The 22,165-nt window shown below is 68.5% G+C and carries 12 protein-coding genes and 1 tRNA gene; 3 read left to right on the forward strand and 10 right to left on the reverse strand.

The features are described from left to right. Positions 1-69: 69 nt before the first annotated feature. A complete protein-coding gene (locus M1D55_RS14745; protein WP_006578866.1) occupies positions 70-2,121 on the forward strand; it encodes a VC_2705 family sodium/solute symporter in 2,052 nt (683 codons plus the stop codon). A gap of 24 nt (positions 2,122-2,145) precedes the next feature. Here M1D55_RS14745 and M1D55_RS14750 read toward each other — a convergent pair whose 3' ends face one another. From M1D55_RS14750 to M1D55_RS14790, 9 genes are all read right to left on the reverse strand, one after another. After that, entirely contained in the window at positions 2,146-3,318 is a 1,173-nt protein-coding gene (locus M1D55_RS14750; RefSeq protein WP_006578865.1) for an HlyD family efflux transporter periplasmic adaptor subunit, read from the reverse strand. 4 nt (positions 3,319-3,322) lie between these two features. Continuing rightward, complete coding sequence (locus M1D55_RS14755; RefSeq protein ID WP_456282470.1) at positions 3,323-5,617, reverse strand: type I secretion system permease/ATPase; 2,295 nt, start codon at positions 5,615-5,617, stop codon at positions 3,323-3,325. Continuing rightward, positions 5,610-7,079: a TolC family protein gene (locus M1D55_RS14760; protein WP_064576010.1), complete on the reverse strand. Its 1,470-nt coding sequence runs from the start codon at positions 7,077-7,079 to the stop codon at positions 5,610-5,612. The genes M1D55_RS14755 and M1D55_RS14760 overlap by 8 nt, the downstream gene beginning before the upstream one ends. A 235-nt stretch (positions 7,080-7,314) precedes the next feature. Then, on the reverse strand, positions 7,315-13,566 hold the full coding sequence (locus tag M1D55_RS14765; RefSeq protein WP_456282471.1) for an Ig-like domain-containing protein: 6,252 nt from the start codon (positions 13,564-13,566) through the stop codon (positions 7,315-7,317). A gap of 293 nt (positions 13,567-13,859) precedes the next feature. Continuing rightward, positions 13,860-14,825 carry a helix-turn-helix transcriptional regulator gene (locus tag M1D55_RS14770; protein WP_456282472.1) on the reverse strand — a complete coding sequence of 322 codons (966 nt, stop codon included), beginning with the start codon at positions 14,823-14,825 and terminating at the stop codon, positions 13,860-13,862. 477 nt (positions 14,826-15,302) lie between these two features. After that, on the reverse strand, positions 15,303-15,632 hold the full coding sequence (locus M1D55_RS14775) for a DMT family transporter (RefSeq protein WP_456282473.1): 330 nt from the start codon (positions 15,630-15,632) through the stop codon (positions 15,303-15,305). A gap of 143 nt (positions 15,633-15,775) precedes the next feature. Further along, the gene (locus tag M1D55_RS14780) at positions 15,776-16,264 is read right to left on the reverse strand and encodes a GFA family protein (RefSeq protein WP_006576413.1); all 489 of its coding nucleotides are present in this window, start codon (positions 16,262-16,264) and stop codon (positions 15,776-15,778) included. 159 nt (positions 16,265-16,423) lie between these two features. Beyond that, positions 16,424-17,662: an NAD(P)/FAD-dependent oxidoreductase gene (locus tag M1D55_RS14785; RefSeq protein ID WP_456282474.1), complete on the reverse strand. Its 1,239-nt coding sequence runs from the start codon at positions 17,660-17,662 to the stop codon at positions 16,424-16,426. A 122-nt stretch (positions 17,663-17,784) separates the two neighbouring features. Beyond that, entirely contained in the window at positions 17,785-18,705 is a 921-nt protein-coding gene (locus M1D55_RS14790) for a LysR family transcriptional regulator (protein WP_006576415.1), read from the reverse strand. Between the two features lie 188 nt (positions 18,706-18,893). Here M1D55_RS14790 and M1D55_RS14795 point away from each other — a divergent pair, with 188 nt between their 5' ends. Both M1D55_RS14795 and M1D55_RS14800 read left to right on the forward strand, forming a co-directional pair. Then, the gene (locus M1D55_RS14795; RefSeq protein WP_232206532.1) at positions 18,894-19,886 is read left to right on the forward strand and encodes a Bug family tripartite tricarboxylate transporter substrate binding protein; all 993 of its coding nucleotides are present in this window, start codon (positions 18,894-18,896) and stop codon (positions 19,884-19,886) included. Positions 19,887-19,892: 6 nt separating this feature from the next. Then, complete coding sequence (locus M1D55_RS14800) at positions 19,893-21,416, forward strand: amidase (RefSeq protein WP_456282475.1); 1,524 nt, start codon at positions 19,893-19,895, stop codon at positions 21,414-21,416. Positions 21,417-22,052: 636 nt separating this feature from the next. Here the strand turns inward: M1D55_RS14800 and M1D55_RS14805 are convergent. After that, a tRNA-Ser gene (locus M1D55_RS14805) sits at positions 22,053-22,143 on the reverse strand. Positions 22,144-22,165: the final 22 nt, after the last annotated feature.

A 22,165-nucleotide genomic window follows, 5' to 3' on the forward strand; every position in this document is an offset into this window, starting at 1 on the left:
GATCACGGCGCCCGCTTCGCATTTGGCTGCCGCCGCCTTCTTCCTCTCCGTCCCGCCCACCCCACGCCCATGGCCCAGGCCCAGTCGCGCTTTCGCCGCCGGCTGCTGCTGTACTACGGCCTGTTCACGCTCGGACTGTTCGGCTTCATCGGCATGATGGGGCTGCTCGAGCGTTCCAACGCCGACGCGCTGTGGCTCGGCTACGTCTTCCTGTTCATCACCATCGCGATCTATGCCTGCATCGGGCTGATCTGCCGCACCGCCGACCTGCACGAATACTACGTCGCGGGCCGGCGCGTGCCCGCGATGTTCAACGGCATGGCGATCGCCGCCGACTGGATGAGCGCCGCGTCCTTCATCGGCCTCGCCGGCATCCTGTTCGCCTCCGGCTACGAGGGGCTGGCCTATGTGATGGGCTGGACCGGCGGCTATTGCCTGGTGGCCTTCCTGCTGGCGCCGTATCTGCGCAAGTACGGCGGCTATACGATTCCGGATTTCCTCGCCGCGCGCTACGGTAACGGCAAGCCGGGCGGCAACCTGCCGGTGCGCGGCATCGCGGTGCTGGCCGCCTCGCTGTGTTCCTTCGTCTATCTGGTCGCGCAGATCCAGGGCGTCGGGCTGGTGGTCACGCGCTTCATCGGCGTGGACTTTGCCGTCGGCGTGTTCTTCGGCCTGGCCGGCATCCTGGTCTGCTCGTTCCTCGGCGGCATGCGCGCGGTGACCTGGACCCAGGTCGCGCAGTACATCGTGATGATCGTGGCCTTCCTGGTCACGGTGTCGATGATCGCGTGGAAGCATCATGGCGAGGCGGTGCCGCAGCTGGGCTACGGCACGGTGCTGACCGATGTCGGGCAGCGTGAACGCGAGCTGCTGCGCGATCCGGCCGAGCTCGCGGTGCGCGAACACTACCGGCAGCAGGCGATCGAGCTGCAGGAGCGCATCGCGCGGCTGCCGCAGTCGTTCGACGAGGTGCGCGACGGGCTCAATGCGCGGCTGCTCGAGCTGCGCGCCCGCAACGCGCCGCTGCGCGAGATCAAGGCGGTCGAGCGCGAGCGCGCCGACTATCCGCTGGACCCGGCCGCCGCCCTGCAGCAATGGACCCAGCAGCGCGAGGAAGCGCTCGCACGCAGCCAGCCGCCGGTGCCGGCCACCGAGCCCTATCCCTCGCCGTCGGAAGCGGAGCGCAAGACCGACCGCCTGAACTTCGTGCTGCTGACCTTCTGCCTGATGCTCGGCACCGCGAGCCTGCCGCACATCCTCACGCGGCTCTACACCACGCCGTCGGTCAAGGAGAGCCGCAATTCGGTGGCCTGGGCGGTGTTCTTCATCGCGTTGCTGTACGTCAGCGCGCCCACGCTGGCGGCGCTGGTCAAGTACGAGTTCCTGCACCATCTGGTGGGCACGCCCTATACCGATCTGCCGGCCTGGGTCACGCAATGGCGGCGCATCGATCCGCCGGTGTTCGGCATTCGCGATGTCAATGGCGACGGCATCGTGCAGTGGGCCGAGGTGATGATCCAGCCCGACATGATCGTGCTGGCCGCGCCGGAGATCGCCGGGCTGCCGTATGTGATCTCGGGCCTGGTCGCCGCCGGCGCGCTGGCCGCGGCGCTGTCGACCGCCGACGGGCTGCTGCTGACGATCGCCAACGCGCTGTCGCACGACGTCTTCTATCACATGGTCGACCGCGGCGCGAGCCAGCAGCGGCGCGTGACCACCGCCAAGATCCTGCTGCTCGGCGTCGCCCTGTTCGCGGCCTACGTGACCTCGCTGCGGCCGGGCAACATCCTGTTCCTGGTCGGCGCCGCGTTCTCGCTGGCCGCGTCGAGCTTCTTCCCGGTGCTGGTGCTGGCGATCTTCTGGAAGCGCACCACCGCGGCCGGCGCGTTCGCCGGCATGCTGGCCGGGCTGTCGGTGTCGATCTACTACATCTTCGTCAACTACCCGTTCTTCACGCGGATGACCGGCATCTTCGGCGACCGCTGGTTCGGCGTCGATCCGATCGCGTCGGGCGCGTTCGGCGTGCCGGCCGGGTTTGCGGTCGCGATCGTGGTCAGCCTGCTGACGCGGCGCAATGCGCCGGTGATCGACCGGCTGGTCACCTATCTGCGCAAGGGCTAGTCGAGCGGGGCTGATGCGCAAGGGCTAGCGTTCGCGCAGCGCTTCCGCCGCGCGGTTCAGCGGCTTGACAAGGTAGTCCATCACGGTGCGGCGGCCGGTGCGGATCTCCGCGGTCGCCACCATGCCCGGCAGGATCGGATGGCGCTTGCCGTCCTTCGTCTCCAGGAACGCATGCTGGGTCAGCACATAGACGCGGTAGTAGTAGATGCGCCGGTCGACCTGATCCTCGATGGTGTCCGGCGAGATCCGATCCACCCTGGCCGGCAGCGTGCCGTAGATCGATGGCTCGAACGCGGTGATCTTGACCGTCGCCTCCTGGTTCGGATGGATGAAGGCGATGTCGCGCGGCGACAGCCGTGCCTCGATCAGCAACTGGTCGCCCAGCGGCACGATCTCCATCAGCACACCGCCTGGCGTGATCACGCCGCCGATCGTCGAGACGCGAATGTCCTTGACGATGCCGCGCGCGGGCGAGGTGATCGCGGTGCGGCGCAGCTGGTCGGCGCGTCCCTCGCGCACCTTCAGCAGCGGGCCCAGGTCCGCCATCGTCTTCGCGTAATCGGCCTTCAGCGCGACGTAGTACTCGCTCTGCGTCGAATCGAGCTTGGTGGCGAACTCGGCCACCTTCTGCCGCAGCCGCAGGATCTCGACCTCGTTGGTGGCGCCGGTGCGCAGCAGCGGCAGCGCGATCTGCAGCTCCTGCTCGGCCAGGCGCAGCTGCTGGCGCAGATTGCCGAGGTTCTCGCGGAAGGCCCGGCGGTTGGCGACGAATAGCTGCCGCTCGCGTTCGACCACCGCGGTATCGCGCGCCAGTTCGGCCGGGAAGTTGACCGAGTCGGCGTCGTTCATCTCCGCATGCAGCCGCGCGGCGCGCGCCTGCAGCGCGGCGATCCGTTCCAGCGTCTCCTCCATCGACGAGCGGGCCTGCACCGGGTCCAGCGTGGCGAGCTGCTGGCCGGCCTCGACCACATCGCCCTCGCGCACCGCCAGCTCGGCCAGGATGCCGCCCTCCAGGCTCTGGATGATCTGGCCCTTGGAGGCGGGCGTGACCTTGCCTTCGCCGACCGCGACTTCGTCCAGGCTGGCGAAGGCCGACCACAGCAGGAAGGCCGCGATCGCGCCGATGCCCAGCCACAGCAGCAGGCGCGCGCCGCCGGCGCCGTCTTCGAATCGTGCACGCATCGAGATCTTGTCCATGGCGCTACTCCGCGGCCGTTGCCTGGGCGGGCGCCGCCGGCTTGGCCGGCGTTTGCGCTGCCGCCGTTCGTGGCACCGCCGTGCGCTTGAGCTGGGCCAGCACCTCGTCCTTCGGCCCGTCGCGGACGACGCGCCCGCGCTCGAGGACAACGATGCGGTCGACCAGCGCCAGCACCGGATAGCGGTGTGTGGCGACGATCAGCGTGCGCCGGCCCAGCCATTGGCGCATCCGTTCGATCACCGCCAGTTCGGTACCCTCGTCCAGCGACGCGGTGGGCTCGTCCAGCAGCAGCACCTGCGGGTCGCGCAGGAAGGTGCGGGCCAGCACCAGCACCTGCTTCTGGCCGCCGGACAGGCCGAGCCCGTTCTCGCGGATGCGCAGGTCCAGCCCGTGCGGCTGGTTCAGCAGCAGCTGGTCGGCGCAGGCAAGCCGCAGCGCGCGCAGCAGCTGCTCGTCGGTAGCGAGCGGATTGGCGATCAGCAGGTTGTCGCGCAGCGTGCCGTAGAAGGGGCTCGATTCCTGCAGCACGCTGCCAATGTCGCGGCGGATGTCGGCGACGTCGATCAGCTCCATCGGCGTGTCGTCCAGCACGATGCGGCCCTGCGTCGGCGAAGCCAGCCCGCCGGCGAGCCGCAGCAGCGTCGACTTGCCGGCGCCGACGCGCCCCAGGATCGCGATGCGTTCGCCCGGCGCGATGCGCAGCTGCGGAACCGTCAGCACCGGCTTTTCCTGCGGGTCGAAGCCGAAGGCCACGTTCTCGAAGCGATAGCCGCCCCGCAGCACCGGCTTGTGATAGGTGTCCCTGTCGGGATCGTGGTCCACCGGCAGCCGCAGCAGCTCGTCCAGCGCCTTCTTGCCGACGCGCGCGTTCTGGATGCGGCCCAGCACCGCGGGGATCTGCGCCAGCGGCGCGATGGTCCGGCTGGTGAGGATCGAGCAGGCCAGCACCGCGCCGAATGACAGGTTGCCGTCGAGGATGCCGTAGACGCCGGCGATCACCACGCCGACATAGGCGATCTGCTGCACCGTCTGCGACACGTTGACCAGCAGTCCGGCGATGAAGCGCTGCTTCAGCCCGATCTCGCCGTTGACGTGGTTGGCGTGGTCCCACAGCCCGCGGAAGCGCGGCTCGGCCTGCAGCGACTTGATGTCCTCGGCGCGGTAGATCGACTCCATCAGGATCGCATTGCGCAGCGCGGCCTCGGCCATTCCCTCGCGCGACAGCCGGGCCAGCGGGATCTGCGCCAGCAACCCCGGCAGGATCAGCAGCGGGATCGCCGCCAGCGGAATCGCCACCAGCCAGCCGCCCAGTACCCAGATGATGAACAGGAAGGCCGCGACGAAGGGCAGGTCGATCAGCACGCCAAGCGTGCTCGAGGTCAACAGCTCGCGCAGCTGTTCGAGATCGCGCAGCTGCGCGATCAGCGTGCCGGGAGAGCGCGGCCGCGCATCGTTGCGGATATCGAGCACGCGGGCAAAGAACATCGCCGACAGCTTGATGTCGACGCGCTTGCCGAAATGGTCGGTGATCGAGACGCGCGCGGTCCGGATCAGCAGTTCGAGCGCCAGCGCGAGCGCCACGCCCGAGGCCAGCACCCACAGCGTATGCAGCGAGCGCGCCGGCACCACGCGGTCCCACACCTGCATCGCGAACAGCGAGGTACCCACCGCCAGCAGATTGCCGAACAGCGAGCCCAGGCCCAGGTCGAGCATCGTGCGCCAGTGCGCGGTGAAGATGCCGGTCAGCCACGAGTCCGGCGCCGCGCGCAGATACGCGTCGAGCCGGTCGCCGCGCCGGGTGGTGCGCGCCTGCACCAGCAGCATGCGGCCGCTCGTTTCGCACGCCAGCGCATCGAGCGTCAGGCTGCGCTCGACCGGCTTGCCGTCCAGCGGCAGCAGCAGCGTGGCCACGCCGTTGGCGACGGCGATCACCATGCCGACCGAGCTGGTGTTGCCCTGGCCCAGCGGCACCAGCACCGGCAGCATCACCGGCGACAGCGACGCCGGCGGCAGCGCGACGAATTGCGCGGACAGGCCGGCGGATGCGGCCAGTTCGACGATGGCGGTCTCGCGCTGCGCCTCGTCGCGCCCGCTCCACGCCGCGGCATTGCGCAGCTGCTCGGGCGAGGCCTGCACGTTGAGCTGCCGCGCGGCGAGCAGCATCGCATCGATCCATGGCTGCAGCGTCGCCTGTGCCTCGGGTTCGGCCTGGCGCTGAGCCTGGGCCTGCCGCGGGGGCGTTTGCGGGGACTGCCCGGCGGCCTGCGCCAGCGCGCTCAACGCAGTGGGGTCATTCATCGCGTGCGCCTTCCTGCTGCCGCAGCAGCTCCACGAACTTGCCGACCGCGGCATACGCCTTGATGCGGGCGCGGATGCCGTCGGCCATGGCGTTGATCCATTCTTCCTCGGCGAGGAAGATCTCGCGGTCGCGCGTGATCACCTCGGTCAGCGAGCGCTTGTTCAGCATGTATTCCTGCCAGTACAGATTGCGCGAGGAGCGCGACAGCTCGATCACGTTGCGGTAGCTGGCCAGCCGCGCGGCCGCGCCTTCCGCCTCGGTCTGCGCCGCATACAGCGCGGTGCGCGTGCGCAGCCGCTGGTTCTCCAGCGCATCGGCGGCGGCGCGCTCCTGCGCCTGCGCCGCGGCGATGCGGTGCTGCGCGAGCCGGCCCAGCGAGAAGTCGCCGCGGATCGACAGGCCGACCCAGGTATCGTCATTGGCGTTGGCGCGCCCGGTCGACAGAGAACGGCTGACGCCGACGCTGACCGACGGGTAGCGCTCGGCCTTCGCCAGGTCGACATTGGCCGCGGCGGCATCGACGGCGGCGCGTGCCGCCTGCACCGACGGCGTGTCGTCGATCTGGTCGTCGCGGCCGCCGCCGCCTTCGCGCGTGATCCGCTCGATCACGCCACTGGTATTGGCCAGGTCTGCCACCTGTTGCGGACGCGCGCCGATCAGCTCGGCCAGCCTGGTGGCGGCGACGTCGAAGCGGTTGCGCGCCTTCAGCACTTCGGCATTGGCACGCAGCGTGGACACCTCGGCCAGGTCGCGGTCGGACGACACCGACAGGCCGGCGCGCACGCGTTCGCCGATGCGCGCGCGCGTCTCGTTCATCGATTCGACCTGCCGCTGCGCGGCCGCGATCACGGCCTGGCTGGCGGCCAGTTCGACAAAGGTATCGGCGGTATTGGCCGCCACCGTCTCGACGGTATCGGCGAGCTGATGCTGGCTCTTGCCGAGATTGGCGTCGGCCGCCGAGACCTTGCTGCGGGTGCGGCCGAAGTCGTAGAGCAACTGGCTGGCGCCGACCGAGGCGCGCGAGCCGAGGTCGTTGCCGCCGCTGCCGAAGCTGCCGCCGTAGCCGGGCTGCACGCCGTATTCGATCTTCGGGTACCAGGCGGCCTTGGCGACCGAGATCTCGGAAAGGTTCTGCGTGACCACGGCGTTCGCCCGGCTGATGTCGGGATGGCGCGCGATCGCGATGCCGACCGCGTTGCGCAGCGTCAGACCGTCGAGGGCGATGCGCTGCGGCGTGGAGGGGCTCGGCATGCCGGCGGAGGCCGCCGACGGCGCCGGCGTCGTGGAAGCGGTGTAGGGCGCCGCCGATGCCGGCCCTGGGCAGGGCAGGACCAGCATCGCCAGCGCGGCAAAGGCGGACAGCGTCGCCGATACCGGCGGGGTACGCAGCGTGTCCCCGGCACGATGCCGGGAATGGAGCGGGCGCTGCCGGGTCCGCGCTCCGTTGGCAAGGAGGGCCACGATGGATCTCAACGATGTCGGTTTCACGAAATCACCACGGTCCGCGGTGAAGGCTTTGACATGTGGCCACGCATCGGTCGCGAGGCAGCGTCGCGGCCGACGGGGTAGTGCAGGGCGGGTCGATGCGGTGGGGCGCGTCTCCTGGTGGTCGGCTCGATGACGGGTCGGTGACGGGATCGATGGAAAGGGTCCGGCGAAGCGGGCGGCGGAACGGGGAGACCGCCGCCCGCCTCGCTCAGACCAGAACCTGACGATTGGCCAGCAGCGTCTCCAGATCGGTATTGACGTTGTTCAGCGTGACCAGCGCTTCCGAGCCGAAGGCGGCCCCGGTGCCGTCGCGGTCGATATGGATCACCGTATTCGTGCCGTCGGTGGTCACGCTCAGGTAGTCGCCAATGTTGTCGCCGGCATCGATCGTCGCCACGCCGTCGACGTAGTGCGCCGGACCGTCGCCATCGCCGGTGTAGCCGACCAGCAGGCTCGACAGGTCGATCACGTCGGAGCCGGCTTGTCCGGGCGCCGTCCCCACCGTGAAGTCGGTGATGATGTCGCTGCCGTTGCCGCCGGTACCGTCGTTGCTGACGACCTCGTACAGGAACACATCGCTGCCGGTGCCGCCCGTCATCGTGTCGTTGCCGGCGCCGCCGATCAGCAGGTCGTTGCCGTTGCCGCCGATCAGCGTGTCGTTGCCCGCGCCGCCGCGCAGCAGGTCGTTGCCGTCGCCGCCATCGAGCGTGTCGTCTCCGGCGTAGCCGTACAGCCGGTCGCTGCCGCTGGTGCCGGTACGCGTATCGGCCCCCGACGTGCCTTCGACGATGGCGCTCGACTGGCTCGAGCCCAGCAGGCCGGCGAGTACCTCGGCGCTTGCCAGCTGGCTGGCGCTGGCGGTATCGGTCAGCCCCGTGGTGTCGGTCGCGGTGATCGTGAAATTCGACAGCAGGTCCAGGCTGACGCCCAGCAGGCCGCCTTCGATCGTCACCGAGCCGAGCAGCTCGTTGAGCCGCAGCGTATCGATCGGCCCGCCGTCGGCGGAAGTGATCGTCAGCGTCGACAGTGCCCCGATCACGCCCAGGATGCCCGGGTCGTGCAGCGGAACCACGTTGATGCCCAGCTCCGCGGCAAGCTCAGCGTTGTATCCGAGGCGCTGCAGCGGCAGGCCGATCAGGCCGCCGTAGCGCAGCACCACCTGCTGGATGTTGTTGTTGTAGTCGCTCGCGCCGAACACCTGCTGCGAACTCAGGTCGATCAGCCCCAGCACGTTGGCGTCGACGATGCCCAGCAGCCCGCCCGATTCCTGCGCGGAGACTTCCGGCGCGACGTCGGTCTCGATGGTGAAGTCCTGCGTGGTGCTGCTGCCGATATTGCCGGCGGCATCGATGACCCGGACCGCCACCGAGTGGTTACCGTCGGCGAACTGATGATTGCTTGCCGACCACGACCACGTGGTGCCGTTGACGCTCGCCTGCGTCCAGGTATTGCCGCCGTCGTAGCTGACCTCGACCCGGTCGCCGGCAGCGAGCGGCGCGCTCAGCGTCCCGCTGAAGGTCGGCGTGGTATCGCCGGTGATCCAGTCTCCCGCGGTGCCGGTGTCGTCGGTGACGCCAGCGATGGCCACCGTGGCGGCGGGCGCCGCGGTATCGACGGTCAGGGTGAACGCCGCGCTGGCGGGGCTGGCATTGCCGGCCGCATCGGTCGCGGTGGCGGTCAGCGCATAGCTGCCGTCGGTCAGCGGGGTGGTCGGCGTGAAGGTCCAGTTGCCGGTGCCATCGGCGGTGACGGTCCCCAGCAGCGTGGTGCCGTTGAAGATCCGGACCGTGCTGTTGGCCTCGGCCGTACCGGCGATCGTCGGCGTGCTGTCGTTGGTGCTGCCGCCCGAAGTCAGCGGGCCGCTGACCGGGTCCACATCGTCGGTGACGCTGGCAATCGTCGGGATGGCAGGAACGGCCGCGTCGATGGTCGCGGTCGCCGGCGCGCTGACGTTGCCCGCGGCGTCGGTCGCCGTGACCGCGATGGCGGTGCCGTCGGCCAGCGGCGTCGCCGGCGAGTAGGTCCAGTTGCCGCTGCCGTCGGCGCTGACCGTGGCGTCCGCCGTGCCGTCGCCATCGGTATCGATGCCGATGGTGCTGTTGGCCTCCGCCGTGCCGGCGATGGTGTTGCCGGTGAACTGCGTGATCAGCGGCACGCCGGGCGCCGCCGTGTCGACCGTCAGGTTGAACACCGCGCTGGCGGCCCCGGCATTGCCGTCGCCATCGGTTGCGGTGGCGGTCAGCACGTAGCTGCCGTCCGCCAGCGGCGTGGTCGGCGTGAACGTCCAGTTGCCGGTGGCGTCGGCGGTCACGCTGCCGAGCAGCGTGGTGCCGTTGAAGATCTGCACCGTGCTGTTGGCCTCGGCCGTGCCCGCGATCGTCGGCGTGGTGTCGTTGGTGCTGCCGCCCGAGGTCAGCGGACCGCTGGCCGGATCGGCGTCGTCGGTCACCGTGGTGATCAGCGGCGCGTTCGGCGCCGTGGCATCGACGATGTCGGTGGCCGGTGCGCTGGTATTGCCGGCCGCGTCGCTGGCGGTGACGCTGATGGCCGTGCCATCGGCCAGCGGCGTCGCAGGCGAGTAGCTCCAGTTGCCATCGGCATCCGCGCTCACGGTGGCGTCGGCGGTGCCGTCGCCATTGGTGTCGATCGCGATGGTGCTGTTGGCGTCCGCGGTGCCGGCGATCGTCGTGCCGCTGGCCTGGGTGATCTGCGGTACGGCCGGCGGGGCGGTATCGACGGTGAAATCGAATGGCGTGCTGGCCGGGCCGGTGTTGCCGGCGGTGTCGGTGGCAACCGCGGTCAGCGCGTAGTTGCCGTCGGTCAGCGGCGTGGTCGGCGTGAAGGACCAGTTGCCGGTGCCATCCGCGGTCGCGGTGCCGAGCAGCGTGGCGCCGTTGAAGATCTGCACGGTGCTGTTCGCTTCCGCGGTACCGGCGATCGTCGGCGTGGTGTCGTTGGTGCTGCCGCCCGATGCCACCGGGCCGGTGACCGTGCCGGTATCGTCGGTGACGCTGTCGATTGCCGGCGCGGCCGGCGGCGTGCCGTCGATCGTCACCGTATCGGGCGTGCTGACATTGCCGGCGGCATCGACGGCAGTAACCGTGACGACGGTGCCGTCGGGGAGCGGCGTGGTCGGCGTGTAGGTCCAGTTGCCGCTGCCGTCGGCGGTGACGGTCGCCTCGGGCGTGCCGTCGCCGTCGGTGTCGATCTGCACGGTGCTGTTGGCTTCCGCGGTGCCGGTCAGCGTGGTGCCGTTGCTGTCGTCGACCGACGGCTGGGCCGGCGGGGCGGTGTCCAGCGTGAAGTCGAACGCCGCGCTGGCCGGGCCGGTATTGCCGGCCGCGTCGGTCGCGGTGGCCGTCAGCGAGTAGCTGCCGTCGGTCAGCGGCGTGGTCGGCGTGAAGGTCCAGGCGCCGGTGCCGTCGGCGGTGACGGTGCCCAGCAGCGTGGTGCCGTTGAAGATCTGTACCGTGCTGTTCGCTTCGGCGGTGCCGGCGATCGTCGGGGTGCTGTCATTGGTGCTGTCCCCGGAAGTCAGCGGCGCCGAGACCGGACCGGCGTCGTCGACCACCGTGTCGATCGAAGGCGCGGTTGGCGCCGCGGCGTCGACCGTCTCAGTGGCCGGCGCGCTGGTGTTGCCGGCGGCATCGGTCGCCGTAACGGTGACGACGGTGCCGTCGGGCAGCGGCGTGGCCGGCGTGTAGCTCCAGTTGCCGCTGCCATCGGCCGTGACGGTGGCATCGGACGTGCCGTCGCCATTGGTGTCGATATTGACCGTGCTGTCCGCTTCGGCCGTGCCCTGCAGAACCGTGCCGTTGGTCGGGTCGATGGTCGGCAGTGCGGGCGGCGCGGCATCGACGGTTTCGGTCGCCGGCGCGCTGGTGTTGCCCGCTGCGTCCGTCGCGGTGACGCTGACCACGGTGCCGTCGGCCAGCGGCGTGGCCGGCGTGTAGGTCCAGTTGCCCGCGCCATCGGCCGTGACCGTGGCGTCGGCCGTGCCGTCGCCGTTGGTGTCGATCCGGACAGTGCTGTCGGCCTCGGCGGTGCCCTGGAGCACCGTGCCGTTGGTCGGATCGATGGTCGGCACGGCGGGCGGCGCCGCGTCGACCGTCTCGTCGGCCGGCGCGCTGACGTTGCCCGCGGCGTCCGTTGCGGTGACGCTGACCACGGTGCCGTCGGCCAGCGGTACGCCCGGCGTAAAGCTCCAGTTGCCCTGGCCATCGGCCGTCACGGTGCCGTCGGCAGTGCCGTCGCCATTGGTATCGATCGCGATGGTGCTGTATGCCTCCGCGGTGCCGATGATCGTGGTGCCATTGGCCTGCGCGATGACCGGTACGGCAGGGGCGGCAGTATCGAGCGTGAAGTCGAATGCGGTGCTGGCCAGGCTGGTGTTGCCGGCGGCGTCGGTGGCAACGGCCGTCAGCGAATAGCCGCCGTCGGCCAGCGGCGTGGTCGGCGTGAAGGTCCAGTTGCCGCTGCCGTCGGCGGTGACCGTGCCGAGCAGCGCGGTGCCGTTGAAGATCTGCACGGTGCTGTTGGCTTCCGCGGTGCCGGCGATGGTCGGCGTGGCGTCGTTGGTGCTGCCGCCCGAGGTCAGCGGGCCGCTGGCCGGGTCCACGTCGTCGGTGACGCTGCCGATCGACGGTGCCGTCGGCGCGACGGAGTCGATGGTGGCGGTGACGGGCCCGCTGCTGTTGCCGGCGGCATCGAGGGCGGTCACGCTGACGGTGGTGCCGTCGGCCAGCGGCGTGGCGGGGGTATAGCTCCAGTTGCCGCCGCCATCGGCGGTGACCGTGGCATCGGGCGTGCCGTCGCCGTTCAGGTCGATCGCAATGGTGCTGCCGGCTTCGGCCGTGCCGGCCAGTGTGGTGCCGGTGGCCTGCGTGATGGCCGGGGCGGCAGGAGCGGCGGTATCGACGGTGAGGACGAAGGCGGTTCCCGGTCCGCTGACATTGCCGACCGCATCGGTCGCCGTCGCCGTCAACGAATAGCTGCCGTCGGCCAGCGGCGTGCTCGGCGTGAAGGTCCAGTTGCCGCTGCCGTCGGCGGTCACGGTGCCGAGCAGCGTGGCGCCGTTGAAGATCTGCACGGTGCTGTTCGCTTCCGCGGTACCGGTGATCGTCGGCGTGGTGTCGTTGGTGCTGCCGCCCGAGGTCAGCGGACCGCTGACCGGGTCGGTGTCGTCCGTGACGCCGGAAATCGCCGGCGCGGCAGGGGCGGCCGCGTCGACGGTCGTCGTCGCGGGGCCGCTGGTATTGCCGGCCGGGTCCGTTGCCGTGACGGTGACCGTGGTGCCGTCCGGCAGCGGCGAGGTCGGCGTGTACGTCCAGTTGCCGCCGCCGTCGGTGGTGACGGTGGCGTCCGGTGAGCCGTCGCCGTTCAGGTCGATGCCGACGGTGCTGCCCGCTTCCGCGGTGCCGCTCAGCGTGGTGCCGTTGGTCGGATTGACGGTCGGGGTGGCCGGGGGCTGGGCGTCGACGGTCGTCGTCGCGGGCTCGCTGGTATTGCCGGCCGGGTCGGTGGCGACCACGGTCACCGTGGTGCCGTCCGGCAGCGGCGAGGTCGGGGTATAGGTCCAGTTGCCGTTGCCATCGGCGACGACCGTGGCATCGGGCGTGCCGTCGCCGTTCAGGTCGATGCCGACCGTGCTGCCGGCCTCCGCGGTCCCGCTGAGCGTCGCGCCATTGCTGGGGTTGAGCGTCGGCGTGGCGGGCGCCGTGGTGTCGATCGTCACGTCGATCACCGTGGGCTCGCTGGTCTTGCCATCGCTGCCGGTCTGCGTGACGACGATCTGATGCTGGCCCGACGGCAGTGCGGGTGGCGTGTAGCTCCAGTTGCCGTTGGCGTCGGCGTTGATGGTCACCGGCGGCTGGCCGTCGATCGAGATCTGGATGCGGCCGTTGGGTATGGCGCCGGTGCCCTGCAGCGTCGGCGTGGCGTCATTGGTCGCGCTGCCGTTGGCGATCGCGCCGGTGACCGGGGCCTGGTCGTCGATCAGGCTGACCGTCGGACGCGCCGCCGTCGGCTGACGGTCATCGCCGCCACCACCGCCGCCGCCGCCCGCGGCGGCGGCGATCACGCCGGCGCCAGCGGCCAGCCCAAGGATGCCCAGCAGCGCCGCGCTGCCATCGGCGATCGGCTCGTAGACCACCGCCGATTCGAGGACGTTGTCGCCGCCTGCCATCAGCGCCTGGTCGAAGGTCGCGAGCCAGCGCGACTCGCCCTCGACGAACACCAGGTTGTTGAAGTTGACGCCATTGGCGAAGAAGCCCTGGATGCGCACCGTTTGCCCATCCTTGAACTCGATCAGCAGGTCGTTGCCTTCGCGCGCATAGTTGGCGACGTTGTCCTTGTTGCCGGCGACCAGGAAATTGGCGGCACCCTCCGGCGCCGCGACGGTCCTGGTCCCCGCGGGCACCGCGACATCGATGTGGTTTTGCAGAACAGCTGACGAAGCCATGCCTATCTCCTTGGGTCGATCGGAACTACTGCTCGCTATTGGAAGTGGAGCGTATAAGTGATTCCCAAGTGGCGGTATGTCTTCGTCAGTGCGGCAAGCGATATAGTGCGTGCGATTGATATGGCCTGCGTTTTTTTGATAATGAATTGCGGAGAAGGCATTAATGCGGGCGCGGATTTATAAAAGAAAATACCCCTACGCCGGTAGGTGCAGGGGTATTAAATTACAAATTCAATTAAATCTGATTTAAGCGCTATTTATTTTGTTGTCGACAATTCCGGCCAGCGCTGCCGTCAATCTCCGCGGCGCGTTTCGGAGGGGGTTTCGCCAAAGGCCATGCGGTAGTCCCGCGCGAATTGCCCGAGGTGGCTGAAGCCCCAGCGCCGCGCGATGTCGGCGATCGACTGTTCCGCGCTGGCGGTACGCAGGTCCGCGTGCGCGCCTTCCAGGCGCACCCGCTTGACATAGCCCATCGGCGTGAAGCCCTTGAACTTGGCGAAGCCGGCCTGCAGCGTGCGGATGCTGACGCGGGCAGCCATCGCGATGTCGGCCAGTCCGAGCGCCGCCGTCGCGTTGGCGTGGATGTACTCGATGGCCCGGCGCACATGCCGCGGCGACGGGCCGGCATGGCGGCGCGCGAGGTAGACCGAATAATTGTGCGGAATCTCCTTGAGCATGGCGAAGATCACGGCGTCCTGCAGGCTTTGCACGATGTCCGGGGCGATCGCGTGCGGGCCGCCGTCCGCGTTCGAATAGCGCCGCGCCGCCCGCACCAGCTCACCCGCGAAGCGCACGCCGGACGGCACGTTGCCTTCCGGCGGGGCGAATTTCACGCGTTGCGTCACCGGCCGTTCGATCGACTGCGATAGCCGCCCGTGCAGGCTCGCCGCATCGATCAGGATGGCTTCGTAGCGGCCCGGGCCGAAGCCCCAGGCGGTGACCCGCCTGGCGTCGGCGACGGTGGTGCCGGCCGGCAAGGTCCGCAGCCCGTCCTGCTCGGTGGCGAGGGCGAGCTGGCCTTCGGCCTGTGTGTACAACAGATAGCCGTCGTGCTGGCAAGGCAGCCGCAGGCACAGCGTGGTGCCGGTGGCCAGCGTGTGCACGGCCATGCCGTCGAGATAGTCGATCTGGATTTCGAGCCGGAGCTGGGCGCCATCGGCCTCGATCGTGATGCCGGGATAGTGGCGGGCGAGCCAATCCTGCGCCTGCGCGACGCTGGACGCGACGATCGCGTCCGTTCCGATGCGGGTTTGAGCCATACGCCAGTTCAGTCCTGCGAAAAAACGAGCGCACGCCGGGCCGGCGAACGCTACAGGCGATCCCACAAAGGGCCGCGGCAAACACCGCGGCAAAACGGGTTGGCTGAACAGGCGATGACGACAGACCGCGACAATGACCCTCGATATTCCATGGCAATGGAATATCCATCAATTGGCATGGGCTGTGCCCGGATGCCCCCCCGGAATTCTTTGGTCAAAAAATTGGCGCCGAATCCAATCGTTTGCCGTTCCAATGGAACGATGAACGGCTGCGTCGAATTTTCGTTTGCCAGTTACTGACTTTAGTTTTGTTTATATCGATATTGAGTAATGTCTTAATCGATTGTTATTAGCGTACTGTATTTTTTTCAAATTGTGGCCCCTCCCAATGCACTTTTCAAAGTGCTTACATTTGTTTGCAGTTGGTAGGGGTGGCGGTAGGGTGGGGGTAGGGTGCGCGGCGGCGGCGTCGCCGATTCAATGCGTGACCGACTTCGACCACAGGTTGATCACCAGCACGCCCGCCATGATCAGCGCGATGCCGAGCAGCGCCGGCAGGTCGAGCCGCTGGCCGAACAGCAGCCACGCGGCCACGGACACCAGCACGATGCCGACGCCCGACCAGATCGCGTAGGCGATACCGATCGGCACGCTGCGCAGCGTCAGCGACAGGCAGAAGAAGGCGATCGCATAGCCGGTGACGACGACCAGCGACGGCAGCGGACGGGTAAAGCCGGCGGCGGCCTTCAGTGCGGTGGTGGCGATGACTTCGGCGATGATGGCGATGGCCAGGTAGATCCAGTGCATGGGATGGCGCGGTGTCGGATAGTGACCGGATAGTGTCCGGATGGTGTCCTGATAGTGTCGGGTATTGACGGAGCGCCAAGAATAGCAGCGGTGCGGGAGCCGTCCCGCTGCGGAGCCCCATCCCGGACCGGTCCCGGGCCCGCTCAGCGCTGCTCCAGGCCGTGCCGCCGATGCCATTGCGCCAGTGTTTCCTCGGGCCACTGCGCGCAGTGCACGTGTCCCTTGCCGCTCGGTACGTCGACCCAGGAGGCCGCGGAGTCGAGCTCCGCTTCGACGATCTCCGGCGGGCGCGGCAGCGGCGTGTCGACGGCCGAGGCAAACGGATAGACGCGCTCGGGCTCGTCCGGGTTGCGTATCCACAATGCGCTGCCGCACTTCGTGCAGAAGTGCCGCTCCATCGGCGAACGTCTCGCCCGTTTGCCGGGCTCGCGCATCACGGCGTGATAGATGGCGATGTGCTGCCTGCCGCGTACGCGCAAGGTGTCGTTCAATGCGCCGATATTGGCGGCATAGCCGCCGGCGCCCGCGGTCTTGCGGCAAATCGAGCAGTAGCAATGCAGATAGGGGTAGGGCCAGGGCGATTCCACGCTGAAATGGACCGCGCCGCAGTGGCAGGAGCCTTCGAGATGCATGCGACCTCCGACAGGTTGGGGCGAGCGTCGGCGACGCGTCGCTCGCCGTGGCTGCCATCGGATTTTGCATGACATCGGGCCGCCGGTGGCTGGCCCGGGCATCCCAACATCTCGCCTTTGCAGGCGTGGCTCGAACCTTGTTCCAGCCTTCCCTGGGCACTATTCGAATCGCACCGGATCGTAGGGCCGCGGGTCGACGTACGGTGTCTCGCCGTCGATCAGTTCGGCCAGCAGCCGCGCGGTCGCCGGGCCGAGCGTGAAGCCCTGATGCGCATGGCCGAAATGGAACCACAGCCCGCGGTGGCGCGGCGCGCGTCCTATCACGGGCCGCATATCGGCGACGCAGGGCCGCGCGCCCATCCACGGCTGGGCTTCGACCGGTGCGCCGAGATCGACGAGCTCGCGCGCGTAGCGCTCGGCCGCCGCCAGTTGCACCGGCGTCGGCGGTGCATCGTGGTGAGCGAATTCGGCGCCCGTGGTCACGCGAAGACCGCGCCGCATCGGCGCCAGCACGAAACCGCGTTCGGCATCGAGCAGCGGCAGCGACGGCATGCGGGCGCTCGCGTAGTGGCGGTGGTAGCCCCGCTTGATGAACAGCGGCAGGCGATACCCGAGCGGCCGCGTCAGCGTCGACGCCCATGGACCCAATGCAATGACCGCCTGCGCGGCCGACAGCGGGCCGGCTTCGGTCGTCACGCGCCAGCCGCTGCCGTCGGGCTGCAGCGTCGTGGCGTCCCCACGGCGGACGATGCCGCCTTGCCGTTCGAACAGCGCAGCGTAGCGCTGCACCAGTTCGCCGGGATCGCTGACGGTCCACGGGTCGCGCCAATGGATCGCACCCGCGAGGCCGCCATGCAGCGCGGGCTCGGCGGCCCGCAGCGCGGCGCCATCGAGAACGGCGCAATCGAGTCCGTGCTCGCGCGCCACCATCGTCGCGGTTCGTACCGTGTCATCGAAGGCGCGCGGGCTGCGGTAGGCCTCGAGCCATCCCGCCTTGCTGACCAGGTCCTCCGCACCCGCGGCCGCGATCAGCTTTTCGTGTTCGCTGACGCAATGCCTGACCAGCGCCGCATAGGCGGCGATCGTGCCGGCGTAGCGGTCCGGGGCCGATTCGCGCCAGTACCGGGCGAGCACGGGCAGCAGCCGCAGCATCGCGCCGGGGTGGTAGTGCACATCGTTGCCCTGGCGGGCGATCACGCGCAGGATCGTCTTCCAGTCGCGCGGAAACGCATACGGTTGCACCGCCTCGCGCTGGATGAAGCCCGCATTGCCATAGGAGGTCTCGGTGCCCGGGGCGGCGCGATCGACGAGGACGACTGGGTGCCCGCGCTGGCGCAGGGCCAGCGCGGTGCTGACGCCGACCATGCCGGCGCCGAGAACGAGGATTTCCTGTGACATGAGGGCAGCGACTAGCGCGGAACGTAGAAGGGTGGATCAGGTCGGGATTTTCGCCGCGCACCGCCTCGCTGAAGCCATGCGATCGGCGCAATATTCCGAATACTCGATTGCGCTTTCGGCAATCACGAATGTGGAAGCTCGATCAGGCCCTGCCGCAGATGCTCGACGAAGGCGCGCGCGGCAGGCGGCAGCTTGCGGTTGGCCAGCGTCTGCACCTCGATCTGGCGCTCGTTCATCTCGCGATCGCGCAGCGGCACTGCGGCGATGGTGCCCGCCTTCAGCCTGCCGCGGATCGACACCTCGCCGTAGAAGCAGATCGCGCCGCCGCCCGCCGCCGCGAAGCTGACCAGCGAATCGAGCTGGTTGCTCGAGAACACCGTCTGGTAGCGCAGGCCCTGCCGGCTGCAGCCGGCGTCGAGCAGTTGCCGCACGGAACTGTCCTTCGGCGGCAACGCCAGCGGGTAGGTGGCGACCTGCGCCAGCGACAGCTGCCGATGGCGCGCCAGCGGATGGTCCGGCGCCATCACGGCAAGCACCGGAGCCGGGTGCCGCAGCTCCACGTGGATCTCCGGCTCGGGCAACCACGCCAGCGTGATGCCGATATCGGCTTCCCCGTCGCGTATCCGGCGTGCGATCTCTCCCTGCGGACAGACCTCGAGCTCGAAGTGAATGCCCGCATGGGTCTCGCGAAAACTGGCGGCGAGATTCGGCAGGAATTCATGGGCGATGCCCTCGACCGCCGCGAGCCGCACGCGCCCGACGCGCAGGCCGCGCAACGCCTGGATGTCGCCCGCCACGCGCTCGATGTCCTGCTGCGAGCGCTTGGCAAACGCGGCCAGCAGTTCGCCCGCGGCGTTCGGCACGAGCCCGCGTGCGCGCCGGTCGAACAGCAGCGTGTCCAGCTCGCTTTCGAGCTTGGCGATCTGCCGGCTGACGGCCGACGGCGCGACGTTCAGCTTGATCGCCGCATCCTTGACCGATCCGGTGCGAACCACTTCGAGGAAGTAGCGCACCGCGGTCTCTTGCAGGGCCCGATAGGACATGGGAATCGACGTGAATGGGACGGGATGCCTCGGGGAAAACCCGCTCCGGGTTTGCGCCAACGATTGCCATTTCGGCAATCGAGTGTTCGAAACATTGCGACGATTCTATGCGAAGTTTGACATTAGGATGACATCGAGCCGACGCACAGGCGCCGGCATCGCCTTGGATTCTTACGAGAGAGCATCCCATGCGTCCTTCCGCCTCATCCGTCCGTTTCCTGTTTGCCGCCACCGGCCTGGCGCTCGTCGCGATGGCGCCGTCTGCAGCCTCGGCACAGGACAGCTTCCCGACCAAGCCGATCCAGCTGGTGCTGCCATTCCCGCCCGGCGGCGCGACCGATGTGGTGGGGCGCATCGTCGCGCAGAAGCTCGGCGAACGGCTAGGCAAGACCGTCGTGGTCGAGAACCGGGCTGGCGCCGGTACCGTCGTCGGCGCCAGCTACGTCGCCAAGGCAGCGCCGGACGGCTACACGCTGCTGGCCAGTTCCGGCACGACGTTCACGGTCAATCCCGCGGTCTATCCGAAGCTGCCGTACGACCCGCAGAAGAACTTCGAGCCGATCGGCCTGATCGGCGTGACCGGCCTGATCCTGCTGGCCAATCGCGATGTGCCGGTGAACAACCTGAAGGAGTTTGTGGCCGCGGCGAAGAACGATCCCGGCAAGTACTCGTACGGTTCGTTCGGTGCCGGCACCACCGCGCATTTCGCCGGCGAGCAATTGCTCAATCTGACCGGTGCCAGGCTGCTGCACGTGCCCTACAAGGGCAGCGCGCCTGCGATGACCGACCTGATCGGCGGCCAGATTCCGTTCAGCATCGACACCGTGGCCGCGGCGCTGCCTCAGGTGCGCGCCGGCAAGGTCAAGGCCATCGCGGTGACGACGGCGAAACGCTCGACGCTGCTGCCCAATGTGCCGACCGTCGCGGAGGGCGGCTATCCCGGCATGGACGCCAGCACGTGGATCGCGCTGGTCGCGCCGCGCGGCCTGCCGCCGGAGGTCCACGCCAGGCTCGAGAAGGCGCTGGCCGATACGATCGCCGATCCCGACACGCGCAAGAAGCTCGCCGACAACGGCATCGAGCCGTCGTTCGCGTCGGGCAAGCAGGTCAGCGCGATGATCGAGAAGGAAATTCCGCAGATGCGGGCCATCGCGCAGCGCGCCAATATCAAGCTCGACTGATACGCCATGTCCGACCACAACGCACTGACTTCGCTGTCCGCCGTCGAACTGCGCCGCCTGATCGGCGCCCGCCAGATCTCGCCGGTGGAGTTGCTTGACGCCTGCATCGCGCGGATCGAGCGCTACAACCCGTTGATCAACGCGATCACCGCGACCTGCTACGAACGCGCGCGCGAGGAGGCGAGGGCGGCCGAACAGGCGGTGATGCGCGGCGATTCGCTGGGCCTGCTGCATGGCCTGCCGCTCGGCGTCAAGGACCTCGAAGCGACGGCCGGCCTGCTGACGACCTACGGCTCGCCGCTGTACCGCGGCAATGTGCCCGCGCAGGACAACACGCTGGTGGCGCGGCTGCGGGCGGCCGGGGCCGTGGTGGTCGGCAAGACCAATATTCCGGAGATGGGCGCCGGCGCGAATTCGCGCAACGCCGTCTGGGGTGCCACCGGCAATCCGTTCAATCCGAACCTCAATGCGGGCGGCTCGTCGGGCGGCTCGGCTGCCGCGCTGGCGGCGGACTTTCTGCCGGTCTGCACCGGCTCCGATACCGGCGGCTCGCTGCGGATTCCCGCCGCCAAATGCGGCGTGGTGGGATTCCGCCCATCGCCGGGGCTGGTGCCTAACTCGCGCAAGCTGCTCGGATGGACGCCGATCTCGGTGGTCGGCCCGATGGGCCGCACGGTCGCCGATGCCTGCATGCAGCTTGCCGCATCGGCCGGCCAGTCGGCAGGCGATCCACTGAGCCATGCCGTCGATCCGCTGGCGTTGCTGACGCCGGCGCGCGTCGACCTGTCGGGACTGCGGGTCGGCTGGACCGAAGACTTCGGCAGCTGCGCCGTCGACCCCGACATCCGCCGCGTGTTCCGTGCACGGCTCGCCGCGATGCGGCACCTGTTCAAGTCCTGCGACGAGGTCGCGTTCGACCTGGGCGATGTGCATCGCTGCTTCGACGTGCTGCGCGCCGAGAGCTTCGTTGCCTCGCTGCGCGACACCTACGAACGCGATCCCGATAGCCTCGGACCCAATACGCGCGCCAACTACGAGATCGGCGCGCGTATGTCGCTGGTGGACAGCGCATGGGCGCAGGCCGAGCAGACCCGCATCCTGCAGCGCTTCCAGCAGGCATTCCGCGACTACGACGTGATCCTGTCGCCGACCACGCCGGTCTCGCCATTCCCGTGGACCCAGCTCTATGCGGACGTCGTCGACGGCGAGAAGCAGGAGAACTACTACCGCTGGCTTGCGCTGACCTACGTGGTGACACTGACCACCCATCCCTGCATCGCCTTGCCCTGCGGCACCGACGAGGCCGGCATGCCGTTCGGCCTGCAAATCACCGGCCCGTTCCGCGGCGACGCGCTGACGCTCGGCGTCGCGCAGGCGATGGAATCGGCGTTTGCTTCGATGCCCGGCTTGTCGCGTCCGAAGCCGGATCTCGATCGGCTGCGGCCGGCCGAGCCTGACTTGCGCTCGATCGTTACGGCGCCGCCGGAGTTCGTGGGACAGGCAGCCTCGGCGCAAGTCTCGGCGGTGTAGGCGAACGGAACACCGAGGGAGCAGGAGGGGGAATGCTTCCGAGGGGCGAAAAAAATGCGGACCGCATTGCGGTCCGCTTTTTGGTATGGGGTAAGCCGAGTGGAACAATCGTCCAACGCACCGATGTCTCAGCGCTCCCGACTATTCGATGAGTCTAGCTTGGTGATCAGGGGGCTGCAAGCGTCGTGGCTGTACAAGCGGACGGCTTGGGCATAGAACCTAAAGCTCTTTGATATTGGCTACAGAGTCGGCACGGCAACTCCGCGGCCTTGGCCAAGGCTGACACCGGTGTCCACCGCGCTTCCGCTCCTCGATTCGGGCTTGCGCGTCGCGATGCATCGCCGGAAATCGCTGCAGCTTTTCGTCGGAGGGATTTTGCCGGCCAAGCGCCATCACCGAGGCGCTTGGCTGCCCGGGCTGTTCCAGCCCCATGAATCGGTGCGATGGAGACGGATGGCACCAACTGCTACGGTAGATGACGTGCCAACGCAAAACGGCGCCCGAGTGGGCGCCGCAGCGTTTTACTTTCGTAGCTTCGATGTTGCGATTTGGTTCCGATTCCCCACCGAATTCGATGGTGTCTGACGGTAATAATCGGGGCGTCGTTATGCCAAGTGCTTGATTCGCTTGAATTCGTGGCGGAGAGAGGGGGATTCGAACCCCCGATGGGCTATTAACCCATACACGCTTTCCAGGCGTGCGACTTAAACCACTCATCCATCTCTCCGGAAGCCCGCGATTATATCAGA

The organism is Cupriavidus sp. JZ107, from assembly GCF_053903255.1.